Source organism: Streptomyces sp. A5-4, assembly GCF_051131715.1.
Classification (GTDB): domain Bacteria; phylum Actinomycetota; class Actinomycetes; order Streptomycetales; family Streptomycetaceae; genus Streptomyces.
This window is the reverse complement of the sequence record NZ_CP178591.1, coordinates 1,486,483-1,499,729: the sequence shown is the minus strand read 5'-3', so window position 1 is coordinate 1,499,729 and position 13,247 is coordinate 1,486,483. Positions and strand designations below refer to the sequence as shown.

15 protein-coding genes are annotated in these 13,247 nt (G+C 72.1%); 10 read left to right on the top strand and 5 right to left on the bottom strand.

The window, feature by feature from the left end:
* Positions 1 to 134 precede the first annotated feature (134 nt).
* A complete protein-coding gene (locus ACLLJJ_RS06950) occupies positions 135 to 1,448 on the top strand; it encodes a hypothetical protein (RefSeq protein ID WP_434588387.1) in 1,314 nt (437 codons plus the stop codon).
* Between the two features lie 342 nt (positions 1,449 to 1,790).
* On the opposite strand, the gene ACLLJJ_RS06945 is transcribed toward ACLLJJ_RS06950, so the two are convergent.
* Together ACLLJJ_RS06945 and ypfJ are read right to left on the bottom strand one after the other, a co-directional pair.
* On the bottom strand, positions 1,791 to 2,174 hold the full coding sequence (locus ACLLJJ_RS06945) for a VOC family protein (RefSeq protein WP_434588386.1): 384 nt from the start codon (positions 2,172 to 2,174) through the stop codon (positions 1,791 to 1,793).
* A 160-nt stretch (positions 2,175 to 2,334) separates the two neighbouring features.
* Positions 2,335 to 3,228, bottom strand: a complete 894-nt coding sequence (gene ypfJ, locus ACLLJJ_RS06940) for a KPN_02809 family neutral zinc metallopeptidase (protein WP_434588385.1) — start codon at positions 3,226 to 3,228, stop codon at positions 2,335 to 2,337.
* Between the two features lie 231 nt (positions 3,229 to 3,459).
* On the opposite strand from ypfJ, the gene ACLLJJ_RS06935 reads away from it, so the two are divergent.
* The 4 genes from ACLLJJ_RS06935 to ACLLJJ_RS06920 all read left to right on the top strand — a co-directional run bounded on the left by ACLLJJ_RS06935 (position 3,460) and on the right by ACLLJJ_RS06920 (position 7,424).
* A complete protein-coding gene (locus ACLLJJ_RS06935; protein ID WP_434588384.1) occupies positions 3,460 to 4,203 on the top strand; it encodes a hypothetical protein in 744 nt (247 codons plus the stop codon).
* Positions 4,204 to 4,298: 95 nt separating this feature from the next.
* Entirely contained in the window at positions 4,299 to 5,897 is a 1,599-nt protein-coding gene (locus ACLLJJ_RS06930; RefSeq protein WP_283516723.1) for an ABC-F family ATP-binding cassette domain-containing protein, read from the top strand.
* A 383-nt stretch (positions 5,898 to 6,280) separates the two neighbouring features.
* Positions 6,281 to 6,502, top strand: coding sequence for a helix-turn-helix domain-containing protein (locus ACLLJJ_RS06925; protein WP_009337982.1), 222 nt, complete (start codon positions 6,281 to 6,283; stop codon positions 6,500 to 6,502).
* A 130-nt stretch (positions 6,503 to 6,632) separates the two neighbouring features.
* Positions 6,633 to 7,424 carry an enoyl-CoA hydratase/isomerase family protein gene (locus ACLLJJ_RS06920; RefSeq protein WP_434588383.1) on the top strand — a complete coding sequence of 264 codons (792 nt, stop codon included), beginning with the start codon at positions 6,633 to 6,635 and terminating at the stop codon, positions 7,422 to 7,424.
* Positions 7,425 to 7,434: 10 nt separating this feature from the next.
* Here the strand turns inward: ACLLJJ_RS06920 and ACLLJJ_RS06915 are convergent, their stop codons facing one another.
* A complete protein-coding gene (locus ACLLJJ_RS06915; RefSeq protein WP_434588382.1) occupies positions 7,435 to 8,127 on the bottom strand; it encodes a hypothetical protein in 693 nt (230 codons plus the stop codon).
* A gap of 94 nt (positions 8,128 to 8,221) precedes the next feature.
* Between ACLLJJ_RS06915 and ACLLJJ_RS06910 the strand changes: the two genes are divergently transcribed.
* From ACLLJJ_RS06910 to amaP, 5 genes are read left to right on the top strand one after another with little or no spacing between them, the layout of a single operon-like run.
* Entirely contained in the window at positions 8,222 to 8,707 is a 486-nt protein-coding gene (locus ACLLJJ_RS06910) for an Asp23/Gls24 family envelope stress response protein (RefSeq protein ID WP_434588381.1), read from the top strand.
* Positions 8,708 to 8,750: 43 nt separating this feature from the next.
* A complete protein-coding gene (locus ACLLJJ_RS06905; RefSeq protein WP_283516728.1) occupies positions 8,751 to 8,942 on the top strand; it encodes a hypothetical protein in 192 nt (63 codons plus the stop codon).
* Between the two features lie 5 nt (positions 8,943 to 8,947).
* Entirely contained in the window at positions 8,948 to 9,295 is a 348-nt protein-coding gene (locus ACLLJJ_RS06900; protein ID WP_434600325.1) for a hypothetical protein, read from the top strand.
* Complete coding sequence (locus ACLLJJ_RS06895) at positions 9,292 to 10,020, top strand: DUF6286 domain-containing protein (protein WP_434588380.1); 729 nt, start codon at positions 9,292 to 9,294, stop codon at positions 10,018 to 10,020. The genes ACLLJJ_RS06900 and ACLLJJ_RS06895 overlap by 4 nt, the downstream gene beginning before the upstream one ends.
* 7 nt (positions 10,021 to 10,027) lie before the next feature.
* Positions 10,028 to 10,606, top strand: coding sequence for an alkaline shock response membrane anchor protein AmaP (gene amaP / locus ACLLJJ_RS06890; protein WP_434588378.1), 579 nt, complete (start codon positions 10,028 to 10,030; stop codon positions 10,604 to 10,606).
* Positions 10,607 to 10,660: 54 nt separating this feature from the next.
* On the opposite strand, the gene ACLLJJ_RS06885 is transcribed toward amaP, so the two are convergent.
* Together ACLLJJ_RS06885 and ACLLJJ_RS06880 are read right to left on the bottom strand one after the other, a co-directional pair.
* Positions 10,661 to 11,416: an SDR family oxidoreductase gene (locus ACLLJJ_RS06885; RefSeq protein ID WP_434588377.1), complete on the bottom strand. Its 756-nt coding sequence runs from the start codon at positions 11,414 to 11,416 to the stop codon at positions 10,661 to 10,663.
* A gap of 4 nt (positions 11,417 to 11,420) precedes the next feature.
* Entirely contained in the window at positions 11,421 to 13,211 is a 1,791-nt protein-coding gene (locus ACLLJJ_RS06880) for a glycoside hydrolase family 15 protein (protein WP_434588376.1), read from the bottom strand.
* Positions 13,212 to 13,247 lie beyond the last annotated feature (36 nt).

Here is a 13,247-nt window from a genome sequence, read left to right as displayed (position 1 = left end):
GGGCTTTCGGGGCGTCAACGGAGACACTGCTTCCCGTGACGTCCCGTACCCCGCGCGACTCCAGGCTCCGACTTGTCGGCCCCCGACCCCTCGCCGCCTCCCTCCCCCTGACTTCTCAGGACGGCCCCCGGGCTGTGACGAACCGGCGTGCCCGCCCGGCCCCGAGGCCCCCGGAAGGAACTCCGCCGCCCGCGGAGCTGGCCCGCCAGGCCAGGGCAGTGCTCGCCGATGCCGTCCGCGTCGCACGGTGGGCCTCGCCCTCCCTGCGGAGCGGGAAGCTCCACCCGGAGCGCGGTCAGGCCGGCACCCTCTCGCCCGCGACCGTCGAACAGGCCGCCTCCGAGCTCGACTTGACCCCCGCCCAGGTGCGCGCGGGCTGGGACAGGGCCCGGCTCGCCGGGCTCGTCGAGCTGCACGGCGACGGCACTCGTCCCGGCTGGCGGCTGCGCGCCTGGGACCGTGACGAGGCCGCTGTCCTGCGCGGCTGGGTCGCGCTCTTCGACGCCTGGTCGATCGTGCATCCCGCGCCCGAAGCGATCGCCGTCACCTCCGTCGCGGAGGTCGTGGAAGCCGTTCCCCAGGTGCTCTCCCTCCTTCAGCTCTCGGCCGGCCCCGTGTACGTACCGGCCCTGCTCGACCTCCTTGAACAGCGCGTCGCCGAACTCCGTGAGGAGCACTGCGAGGTCCCCTACGGATCACAGCCGCTTCCCGCGCCGGCCTCCGACGTCCCGCTGCCCCTGCTTCTCGACTGGGCCCTGGCGGGCCTGGCCGCCGTGGGCGCGCTGACGCTCGGCCGGGGCATCGCCACCCTGACCCCGCTCGGCAACTGGGCGGTGTGGGTCAAGCTGGAGCAGATCTGCGTCGCCGCCCAGAGCCCCGCCGGGAACATCGAGCAGTCCGCGGAGAAGATGCTGCGCGGCTGCGCCCGCCTCACCCCCGGCCCGGCCCGCGCCGAGTACCGGGCGTGGCTGGCCGCCCGTCCCGTCTCCAAAGCCGTCACCGAGCTCCTCGAAGCCGCCCGGGGCGAAGACGCGCTGCTGCGCGGACTCGCCTTCGAGGCGCTGCGCGTGGTGGGCGGCCCGGCGGAGGCCGAGGTGCGGGCCGCGGCCGCGGAGGCCTCGGTACGGCCCTACGCCCTCCTGTGGCTGGCGGAGCACGAGGGGGCCGACCCCGAGGAGACCTCCGGGGTGCTCACCCGTGAGGAGTCCACCTGGCTCTGGGTGGACACCGCCGCTGCCGTGGCGGACCACGGCGAGACCCAGCTGCTGATCCGCCATCTCGACTCGGCGGTGCAGTCGACCGTCCCCGCCCTGCTGGACGAGGTACGGGCCGTGGGCCACCCGCGCACCGTCCAGGTCCTGGTTGCCCTGGCCGCCGCCCACCCGGACCCGACGCTGGCCAAGGCCGTGCGCCGGGCGGCATTCCAGGTGCACACGGGCGGTTCGTAACCCCGGAGCCGGTCCGGGCCCGGAGCGGTCCCGGGATCGGAGCGGGAGCGAGCCCCCGGGCCCGGGCCGGAGTCGAAACCCCGGGCCGGAGTCGAAACCCCGGGCCGGAGTCGAAACCCCGGCCCCGGGGCGAAGCCCGAAGCCCTGGCTCCGGCACGGGCTCCGCACCGGCCCGAACCGCACCGGCCGGACCTGCAACCGGCCCGATCTACGACCGGCCCGCACTGCGACCGGCCCGCACGAACCCCGCCCGGCTCCCGAAGCCCCCAGACCCCCGAAAGCCGCACACCAGCAGCAGTCGCCCGCAGGCTCCCGCGTGCCCCGCCCCCCGCACGGGCCCCCTCAGCCCCCCGATCCGGGTGTGTACGTACCGAAGCTCCAGACATTGCCCTCGGCATCCCGTGCCATGTAGTCCCGGGAGCCGTAGTCCTGGTCCGTGGGCGGCATCAAAATCTCCACCCCGTGCTCCGCGGCGTGCGCGTGGTGCGCGTCCACGTCCGCCACCACGACGTAGACGCCCGCGGGCCCGGCGTTCGACATGGCCTCGTCGAAGACGCCGCCCTTGCCCTTGGTGCCCAGCATCACCACGCCGTTGCCGTACGCCAGCTCGGCGTGCATGACGCTGCCGTCCTCGCCCTCGTGCACGGCGACCGCGCGGAAGCCGAAGGCGTCCGTCAGTAGCCTGATGGCCGCCTTGGCGTCCGTGTACGTAATCGTCGGACACATACTCGGTGCCCCTGTGCTCATGCCGACCACCTTCCGCCTCGCTCGGTGTGACCTTGGCAACAGTCTCGCACCGGGCACTGACAACGGCCGGGGAGCGCGGTGGAACCTCGGGGAGCGCACGACCCGCGCCCGGGGCCGGCGCCTGGAACCCGCGCCGGGGTCACCGCTGGAAGGTGTTGCACTTCCCCATGTCGCCCGTGCGGAAGCCCGTGTACAACCACTGCTGGCGCTGCTCGGCCGAGCCGTGCGTCCATGTCTCCGGCGTGACCCGGCCCTGGAACTTCTCCTGGATCCGGTCGTCGCCGACCGCCGCCGCCGCGTCCAGGCCGTCCTTGATGTCCTGGTCCGTCAGCGAGGTGATCAGCGGTCGTCCGGTCGATTCGTCGGGCGTACGGGTCGCCTGCCGCGCCCACACCCCGGCGTAGCAGTCCGCCTGGAGCTCCACCTTCACCGCGTTGCTGTCGACGCCCTGCCTGCCGTCCTGCGCCCGGCCCAGCGTGCCCATCTGGTTCTGGACGTGGTGGCCGTATTCGTGCGCCACGACGTATGCCTGCGCGAAGGGGCCGCCGCTCGAACCGAACTTGGTCCGGAGCTCGTCGAAGAAGCCCAGGTCGAGGTAGACCTGCCGGTCACCGGGGCAGTAGAAGGGCCCGACCGCCGAGGTCGCGGCGCCGCACGCCGTGCCGACCCGGTTGCTGAAGAAGACGGTCCTGGCCCCTGCGTACCGCGCGTCGCGCCTGGTGAATTCCTGGCGCCAGTAGTCCTGCACGCTGTTGACCACCGCCAGGATCCGGCAGTCCTCCTTGGTGTTCGCGTCGCTGCCCTTCTTGCAGGTCTGCTGGACCTGGGCCTGCGACGACGACGTCGCGGCCGGGTCCGGATCGCCGGCGGACAGCCCGAGCTGTTCGGGCCCCACCCCGAACAGCACCCCGAGGACCAGCGCGATGAGCCCGACGATGCCGCCACCGATCGTGGCCCTGCCGCCGGGGACCCGGCTGCCGCGCACGTCCTGGACCTCCGAAGTGTCCAGATTGGCGTCGTCGTCGAACTGCATGGGTCCACCACCCTCTGCTCCACGGCGACGGCACCGCCACCCTGCGCCGAGTATCGACCAGCTAGCCGCCTTTCGCTCTTTTCCTGGAGTTGCCGGGGCGCGGCCGAACGGGGGACGCCCCTGTCCCCGCCCGCCGTGTCGGCGGGGCTCCCGCCCCGCCCTCCGGCCCCCGCCGCTACGTTCTGTGCCTGGTCGACGCCCGATCCACGGGCAGCGCCGCAAGGGGGAATCGTGACCGCTGGGGCGTACGTGGCATCGGCAGCCGGTGGCTTCCGCCGGAGCGTTCGCATCGCGGTCACCCTCGCCGCGGCCGTCCTCGCCCTGCCGCTGGTCACCGCCGCTCACCAGGCCCGTCCCGCCCCCTATGGCGACCACCTCACCGTCCGCACCCCGGCGACCGGCCGGGCTCCCGCCCTGCGGACCAGGGGGAGGGCGGTCGAGGCGTACGACAGGGCCTCCGGGCAGCGCCACTGGACGTACACCAGGGAGGGCCGCCGCCCGCTCGCTGTGCGGCCCGCGCCCGGCCATGCCTTCGCGCTGTGGAACGACGGGCTGGTCACCGACACCGCCCGCGCCGACGGCCGCCGGGTCCACTGGCACCGGGCCGTTCCCGGCCTCTCCGGCTGGCTGGCCGGCGATCCGCGCCGCGCCGCGGGCGTCCTGCGGGCGCTCGACCCGCAGGCCCGCATGCTGGCCGTCGTCACCCCGCGCCGCATCGCGGCGTACCGGACCATGGACGGAGACCTGCGCTGGGTACTGCCCGCCACGCGGGGATGTACCTTCGAACCGCACCGTTCGATTCACGCCCGGGGCGCACTGATCGTCGCGCAGTCCTGCGGCGCGGACGCCTCCTGGACCGCCGAGCTGGTCGCCGTGGATGATCTCGGCCGGATCACCCCCGACCGGACCCCGCTCGGCAACGCTGCGCCCGGTGACGCGGCCGGTGCCAGAAAATCCGTTGCCGGCGACCGGTAGACTGGGCCGTATGGCATATCTCCTTGTGCATTAGACGGCGTCGAAATCCCCTCCGCCTGCCCTTTCCGCCGTCCATTCCGCCCTGGAGTTTTTCCGTGATCACCGCCACCGGCATCGAGCTGCGCGCCGGCGCCCGCCTGCTTATCGAGTCCGCCTCCTTCCGTATCGCCAAGGGCGACCGCATCGGCCTCGTCGGCCGCAACGGAGCGGGCAAGACCACCCTCACCAAGTGCCTCGCCGGCGAAGGCACCCCCGCGGGCGGCACCATCACCCGCTCCGGCGAGGTCGGCTACCTCCCGCAGGACCCGAGCTCCGGCGACCTCAACATGCTCGCCAGCGACCGCATCCTCTCCGCCCGTGACCTCGACGCCGTTCTGCGCAAGATGCGGGAGAACGAGGAGCGGATGTCGACCGGGCAGGGCGCGACCCGCGACAAGGCGATGAAGAAGTACGAGCGCCTGGAGACGGAGTTCCTCACCAAGGGCGGGTATGCAGCCGAGGCCGAGGCAGCCACCATCGCCGCCGCGCTCGGTCTCCCCGACCGCGTGCTCGGTCAGGCGCTGCACACGCTCTCCGGTGGTCAGCGCCGCCGGGTCGAGCTGGCGCGCATCCTCTTCTCGGACGCCGACACCCTGCTCCTCGACGAGCCCACGAACCACCTCGACGCCGACTCGATCGTCTGGCTCCGGGACTACCTCAAGTCGTACCGCGGCGGCTTCATCGTGATCTCCCACGACGTCGACCTCGTCGAGACGGTCGTCAACAAGGTGTTCTACCTGGACGCCAACCGCTCGCAGATCGATGTCTACAACATGGGCTGGAAGCTGTACCAGCAGCAGCGCGAGGCGGACGAGAAGCGCCGCAAGCGCGAGCGTCAGAACGCCGAGAAGAAGGCCGCGACCCTCAACTCGCAGGCCGACAAGATGCGCGCCAAGGCGACCAAAACCGTCGCCGCGCAGAACATGGCCAAGCGCGCCGACCGGCTGCTCGCCGGCCTCGACGCGGTGCGCGTCTCCGACAAGGTCGCCAAGCTGCGTTTCCCCGACCCCTCGCCCTGCGGCAAGACGCCGCTGATGGCGGAGGGCCTGTCGAAGTCGTACGGCTCGCTGGAGATCTTCACCGACGTCAACCTGGCCATCGACAAGGGCTCCCGCGTCGTCATCCTCGGCCTCAACGGCGCAGGCAAAACGACTCTGCTGAGGCTGCTCGGCGGGGCCGAGACGGCCGACACCGGCGAGGTCATCCCGGGCCACGGCCTCAAGCTCGGCTACTACGCCCAGGAGCACGAGACGCTCGACCCGGAGCGTTCGGTCCTGGAGAACATGCGCTCCGCGGCGCCCGACCTCGACCTGGTGTCGGTCCGCAAGACGCTCGGCTCGTTCCTCTTCAGCGGCGACGACGTCGACAAGCCTGCCAAGGTCCTCTCCGGCGGGGAGAAGACCCGGCTGGCCCTGGCCACCCTGGTCGTCTCGTCCGCCAACGTCCTGCTCCTCGACGAGCCCACGAACAACCTCGACCCGGCGAGCCGTGAGGAGATCCTCGGCGCGCTGCGCACCTACAAGGGCGCGGTCGTCCTGGTCACCCACGACGAGGGCGCGGTCGACGCGCTGGAGCCGGAGCGGATCATCCTGCTGCCGGACGGTGTCGAGGACCTGTGGGGCCCGGACTACAAGGATCTTGTCTCGCTGGCCTGATCCGCCGCCCGGCCCCCGCCCGACCTCGGGAAGGGCCCGTGATCCGGTTCTGATCCACTTCGACTGGATCATTCGGCTTACGGGTGATCCTTCATCTGAGTGAGTGCCTCTCGTACCCCGCGTGTCTTGCAGCACGGAACGGCCCGTCCCCCCTGGGGCGGGCCTTCCGCGTTCCAATGATCCTTTGCCCCGGCTGACCTGCTGCTTCCCGCCGTGACCTGCTCCGCCGCACGCCGCAGGACAGGTGGAACAGCGGATTTGACTCCTGGCGCGCGGCGCCCCTCCGGCCAACGTTGTTGCACGGACCTTGCCGAATGGGTGGCCAGGAAGCCCCGGAGGGGTGATCATGAGAGTCCAGAGCGCACTTCCTTGAGGAGGCACGGGTGGCCGAGACTCTGAAGAAGGGCAGCCGGGTAACCGGCGCCGCGCGCGACAAGCTCGCGGCAGACCTGAAGAAGAAGTACGACTCCGGTGCGAGCATCCGGGCGTTGGCCGAAGAGACCGGCCGCTCCTATGGGTTCGTGCACCGGATGCTCAGCGAGTCGGGAGTCACGCTGCGGGGACGCGGCGGGGCGACGCGAGGCAAGAAGGCCACTTCGGCCTGACGGTCGCGCGGGTGAGTCCGGCTCACCGGTTTTGGTGGTGGCCACCCGGTCGGTCGCATGATCGGCCGGGTGGTTACTGTGCAGTCACTTACCTGATCTGCCCGACTGCCACCCGAACCGGAGGCCCTCCATGGCTTCGCTCGACTCCATGCTCGACAAGGACGGCGTACGACTCACCGTCGAGGACGCCGTTGCCACGGTAACGCTGACCAATCCGGCCAAGCGCAACGCCCAGTCTCCCGCTCTGTGGCGGGCGTTGACAGAGGCCGGACGGTCACTTCCGGGCAGCGTGCGGGTCGTGGTGCTGCGCGGTGAGGGCCAGTCCTTCTCCGCCGGCCTGGACCGGCAGGCGTTCACACCCGAAGGGTTCGACGGTGAGCCGTCCTTCCTCGATCTGGCGCGCGGTTCCGACGGCGACCTCGACGAGGTCATCGCCGAGTACCAGGCCGCGTTCACCTGGTGGCGGCGCAGTGACCTCGTCACCATCGCCGCCGTGCAGGGGCACGCCATCGGCGCGGGCTTCCAGCTCGCCCTCGCCTGCGACCTGCGGGTCGTCGCCGACGACGTGCAGTTCGCCATGCGCGAGACCAGCCTCGGGCTGGTCCCCGACCTCACCGGTACCCACCCGCTGACCCACCTCGTGGGCTACGCCCGTGCGCTGGAGATCTGCGCGACGGGCCGTTTCATCCAAGCGGCGGAGGCCGAGCACCTGGGCCTCGCCAACCTCGTCGTGCCCGTCGATGAACTCGACGGCGCCGTGACGGACCTGGCCGCAGCGCTGCTGGCCGCGCCCCGCGACGCCGTGATCGAGACCAAGGCGCTGCTGCGGGGCGCCCCTTCCCGTACGTACGAGGAGCAGCGCACCGCCGAGCGCGCTGCCCAGGCCCGTCGGCTCCGCGACATCGCGGGCCTCTCCGACTAGGGCCACTCGCTCACTGCCCGATGCCGGTCACCAGGACGGCCACCGTGGGGTGGCCATCCTGCGACTTCGCGACCGCCGCGCGCACGGCCAGCGCCACATCCAGCGCCCGATGATCCGCGGCCGTCGCCAGCTCCACCCGCACATGACCGTCCGCCAGGTGCACCGGCGTACCCAGGGTGCTGGTCAGACGCAGAACCCCGGGTACGGAGACGGCCGCCGCGGCGGCCCGCTCCCGGGGGCCGTCCGGGCCGGGCCGCCCGGCGCCGTTTCCCCCGGTCGGCCCAGTGGCGTCCTTCGAAACGGGCGCCGCGTCCAGCAGGTCCGTGACCCGCAGGTGCACCTCCGCGATCACGAGCCCCAGCCCGTCGGACGCCGACGCCAACAGCGCCTCCCGCAACCGCCCGGCCGCCTGCGGCAGTGGCTCGTCGGCCGTGGCGTCGAAGTCCGCCTCGATCCGCAGCGGCCCCGGCGGCAGCGCGCTCGGCGGCGGCGGTACGGCCGATGTGCCCGCCGATCGTGGGTCGTTGAGCGCGATCCGGAGCGTTCCCAGGCCGACCCCCGTGACGCCCTCCGCAGCGCCCCGCAGCACCGTTACAGCGGCCCGTTCCGCCAGCCACGCGCCGTCCCCGGCCCCGCCTAGCGGCAGCAGTCTGCCCAGGCCCAGCCGCTCCCGTACCGCCTGCGTCCATCCGTCAGGTGCCATGGCCCCAGCCTGCCGCATCCCCGGCGCGAGATCGGGCATCGGCGCCTAATGTGGGCAGCGAAGTCCGGTACCGCTCGGAAAGGGATGAACGGCGATGACTGACACAACACAGCGCAAACAGCCTGAGAACCCCCTGAAGGGGACGGAGGGCGACGGGTTGAAGACCTCGGTGGCCAAGCGGGGTGGCGGCGATCCGGCCTCCCGTGGCCGCACGACCATCGCCGACGGCGTGGTGGAGAAGATCGCCGGTCTCGCGGCCCGTGACGTGGACGGCGTCCATGCCATGGGCAGTGGCCTGTCCCGTACCTTCGGAGCTGTCCGCGACCGGGTGCCCGGCGGTGCCAAGTCCGTCAGCCGCGGTGTGAAGGCCGAGGTCGGCGAGGTGCAGACGGCCCTCGATCTGGAGATTGTCGTCGACTACGGCGTCTCGATCGCCGATGTCGCCCGCGACGTCCGCGAGAATGTCGTCTCGGCCGTCGAGCGTATGACGGGCCTCGAAGTCGTCGAGGTCAATATCGCGGTCAGCGATGTGAAGCTGCCCGACGAGGAGGAAGACGAGCCGGAGCAGCGCCTGCAGTAGGCGTCCAGCGTCCGGTTTCAGTCGAACAGTTGAGGAGCGCAGGATGAGCATGGCGGTGGTCGGCCTGTTGGCCGGTATGGCGCTCGGGTTCGCCGGGTACTTCGGTGGCTTCGGAGCCTTTCTGCTGGTCGCGGCGCTGGGCGCGATCGGTTTCGTGGCGGGCCGGTTCCTCGACGGCGACCTGGACCCCGGCGATTTCTTCCGCGCGCGTGAACGCGGCGACCGGCCGCGGTGACCGCGATGGTCTCCGGCCGCGTCGAGGCCGCGGAGCGTGGCGCGACCCGGATCGCCGACCGGGTCGTCGCGAAGATCGCCGCGCAGGCGGCGCATGAGGCGCTCGACGCGGCGCCGGACGTTGGCGCGGCGCCGCACGCCACGGTGACCGTCCACCACGACACGGCGCGGGTACGGGTCAGTGTCGAGCTCGGCTATCCTTCCGACGTCGGCGGCCAGTGCGGCGCGGTGCGTCGCCAAGTCGCCCAGCGGGTAAAGGCGTTGGCGGGGATGGAAGTGCCGGAGGTGGCGGTTCAGGTCGAGCGGCTGCACTCGGCGAAAGTGCTCGTGGCGGAACGGGGGAGGATCCGATGAACGAACCCGACAGGCCGGACGGCTACACCCGCCCGGACGACTCCCTGGGCGGCGCCACCCCCGAGAGCCAAACGCAGCGGCTGCCCGTCATCGAGCGCGAGCCTGAACCGGCCGAGCTCGCCCAGTCGGCCTCCGCCGAGGCGTACGAACCGGTGCCGGTGCTCGAAGCGGGCAGCGGTGGCAGGACCGGCCGGTTCTGGTCGCCGCGCCGCGTGCCGGCAGCGCTGCTCGCCCTCGTGGCGCTCGGCGCCACCGGCCTGCTGCTCTACGACATCGCTGCGGTACGGGCCGACCACAGCGCGATGCGCTGGCGCCGCGACCTCGCGGCGCAACTCGCCGACCGCCCCCTGGACAACGTGTGGGTGCTGGTCGGCGCCGGTGCGGCGATGGCGCTCGGCCTGTGGCTGCTGGTTCTCGCCTGCACGCCGGGACTGCGCGCCCTGCTGCCGATGCGGCGCGACAACCCCGACGTGCGTGCGGGGCTCGACCGCGACGCGGCGGCGCTGGTCCTGCGCGACCGGGCCATGGACGTCTCCGGGGTGCAGTCCGCGAAGGTCCGCGTGGGCCGGTCCAAGGTGGCGGTGCGGGCCGTTTCGCATTTCCGTGAACTCGACGACGTACGAACCGACTTGGACGCCGCGCTCGGCGCGGGGATCCGCCAGCTCGGACTGGCAAGGCAGCCGGGGCTCTCCGTGCATGTCGGCCGTCCGGCCAAGAAGGGGTGACCCGGCGATGCTGAAGACGGTCAATCGCGTCCTGCTCGGGCTCGCCGGGCTGTTGCTGTTCGCCCTCGGCGGCGCGGTGCTCGCGGCCGGGCTCGGCCTGTCCGTGCCGTCCTGGTGGCCGTTCGACGGGAAGGGCGACGTCCTGCTGAGCGAGGCGGCCCGTACCCGGTGGCGGGACGACGGCTGGTGGTGGCCCACGGCCATCGCGGTCCTTGCCGTGCTGGTCCTGCTCGCCCTGTGGTGGCTGCTGGCCCAGCTGCGCCGCGCCCGCCTCGCCGAGGTGCTGGTCGACAGCGGCGACGGCGAAGGGGCGCTGCTGCGCGGGCGGGCGCTGGAGGGCGTGGTGGCGAGCGAGGCGATGCTGATGGACGGCGTGCAGCGCGCGCAGGTGCGGCTGACGGGGCGTCGGGACGCGCCCGAGGCGCGGGTCGGGCTGGTCCTGGAGGCCCACGCGGAACCGGCGCAGGCCCTGGCCGGCCTCACGCACGAGGCGCTGGCGCACGCACGCGACTCGGCGGCTCTCCCTGCGCTGCCGGCGGAGGTCCGGCTGCGGGCGGTCCGGCACCGGGCCCAGCGGGTGACATGACGTGCGGGGGGCCGGGCCCGAGCCCAAGCCCCCCACTCGTCGGGCGGCGAAGACCTAGAAGCCGTGCCTGGATCCGCCGTCGATCGGGAGCATCGTGCCCGTCAGATACGACGCCGCGGGGGACAGCAGGAACGCCGCCGCCTTGCCGAACTCCTCCGGCCTGCCGTAGCGCCCCAGCGGGATGCGGGACTCGTTGGCCGCGCGTGCGGTGTCCGGGTCGCCCGCCATCGCGTCGAGCTGGCGCACCCGGTCCGTGTCGATCCGGGCGGGCAGCAGGCCGATGACGCGGATGCCGCGCGGGCCCAGCTCGACGGAGAGGGACTTCGCGAAGCCGGCCAGGCCGGGGCGCAGGCCGTTGGAGATGGTCAGGCCGGGGATCGGCTCGTGCACCGAGCCCGACAGCACGAAGCCGATGACGCCGCCCTCGGTGAGCGAGGCCGCCGCCGTCCGGGCCAGCCGGACCGCGCCGAGGAAGATCGACTCGAAGGCCGCCTGCCACTGGTCGTCCGTATTGTCCGCCGCGGAACCGGGCGCGGGGCCGCCGACGCTGATGAGAATGCCGTCGAAGCGGCCGAAGTGCGTACGGGCGGCGTCGACGAGGCGCTGGGCACCCGCCGGGTCGGCGTTGTCGGCGGCGACACCGACCGCGTTCGGGCCGAGCTCCGCGGCGGCCTCGGCCACCGTCTTCTCGTCCCGGCCGGTGAGCACGACCTTCGCGCCGTCGGCGGTCAGCTCACGGGCGGAGGCGAGGCCCAGCCCACGGGTGGCGCCGGTGACGACATAGACGCGGTCCTTCAGTCCAAGATCCATGGCCCTATCCTGCCGTGCCGTCCGCCTCCAGGGCGAGTGCGGATCCCACCAGACCGATATGGCTGAAGGCCTGCGGGAAGTTTCCGAGCTGCTGTCCGGACACCGGGTCGTACTCCTCGGCCAGCAGTCCCACGTCGTTGCGCAGCGCCAGCAGCCGCTCGAAGAGCTCCTGCGACTCCTTCCCCCGGCCCGTCAGCCGCAACGCGTCGACCAGCCAGAACGAGCAGACCAGGAACGCCCCTTCATCGCCCGGCAGTCCGTCGACGCTGGTGCCGTCCGCGCTGTAGCGGCGGATCAGACCGTCGTGGGCGAGCTCGGCACGTACCGCGTCGACCGTGCCGATCACCCGCGGATCGTCCGGCGGCAGAAAGCCGACCCGGGGGATGAGCAGTGTGGCCGCGTCCAGTTCGGTGGATCCGTACGACTGGGTGAAGGTGTTCCGCTCGGGGTCGTACCCCTTCTCGCACACCTCCCGGTGCACCTCGTCGCGCATGGCCCGCCACCGCGCCGCGTCGCCGTGCAGCGTCGGGTCCTCCTCCAGGGTGCGGACGGCCCGGTCGGCCGCGACCCACGCCATTACCTTGGAGTGGACGAAGTGCCGGCGCGGACCGCGGACCTCCCACAGCCCCTCGTCCGGTTGGCGCCAGGTGGACTCCAGGAAGCCGAGCAGGCTGAGCTGCAGACTCCAGGCGTGCGGCTTTGCCATGAGGCCCGCGCTCCTGGCCAGATGGAGGGAGTCGATGACCTCGCCGTACACATCGAGCTGAAGCTGCTTGACGGCGTCGTTGCCGATCCGTACCGGCGCGGAGCCCTCATAGCCGCTCAGCCACGGCAGTTCCGACTCCGGCAGCCGGCGTTCGCCGGAGAGCCCGTACATGATCTGGAGGTCGGCGGGGTCGCCCGCGACGGCCCGCAGCAGCCAGTCGCGCCAGGCCGCGGCCTCGTCGAGATAGCCCGCGGTGACGAGCGCGCCGAGGGTGAGGGTGGAGTCGCGCAGCCAGCAGTAGCGGTAGTCCCAGTTGCGTACGCCGCCGATCTCCTCGGGGAGGGAGGTGGTGGGGGCCGCCACGATGCCGCCGGTCGGGGCGTAGATGAGGGCCTTGAGGGTGATGAGCGAGCGCACTACGGCTTCCCGGTACGGGCCTTCGTACTGGCAGCGCCCGACCCACTCCTCCCAGTCGTCGATGCTGTGTCGCAGGGCTTCGTGCGGGTCGATGAATTCCGGCTGCGGTTCGTGCGAGGGGTGCCAGGTGAGGACGAATGCCACCTTTTCCCCTTCGGAGACCTCGAAGGACGAGCAGGTGCTGAAGTGCTGTCCCCAGGTCTTCACCCGCTCTTCGGGCTCGCTGCGCAGCCACACGGCGTCTGGCCCGGCGACGGCCACCCGGTGCCCGTCGGTACGACGCATCCACGGCACGATGTTCCCGTAGTCGAAGCGCAGCCGGAGCGTGGAGCGCATCGGCACCGTGCCGGAGATGCCCTCCACGATCCGCACGAGGTCGGGGGCCTCGTCGCGCTGCGGCATGAAGTCGGTGACCTTGACGGTGCCGGAGCGGGTTTCCCAGACCGACTCCAGGACCAGGGTGTTGCGGCGGTACTCGCGGCGGGTGCAGTTGTCCGCGCCGGCGGGGGCGACGCGCCAGTGGCCGTTCTCCTCGTCACCGAGCAGCGCGGCGAAACAGGCCGCGGAGTCGAAACGGGGCAGGCAGAGCCAGTCGACGGAACCGTTCCTGCCGACCAGTGCCGCGGTCTGCAGATCTCCGATAAGCGCGTAGTCCTCGATGAGTTGCGTCACGCAGTGCCGTCTTCCCGCGTCGGCCCCGGGCTAAGC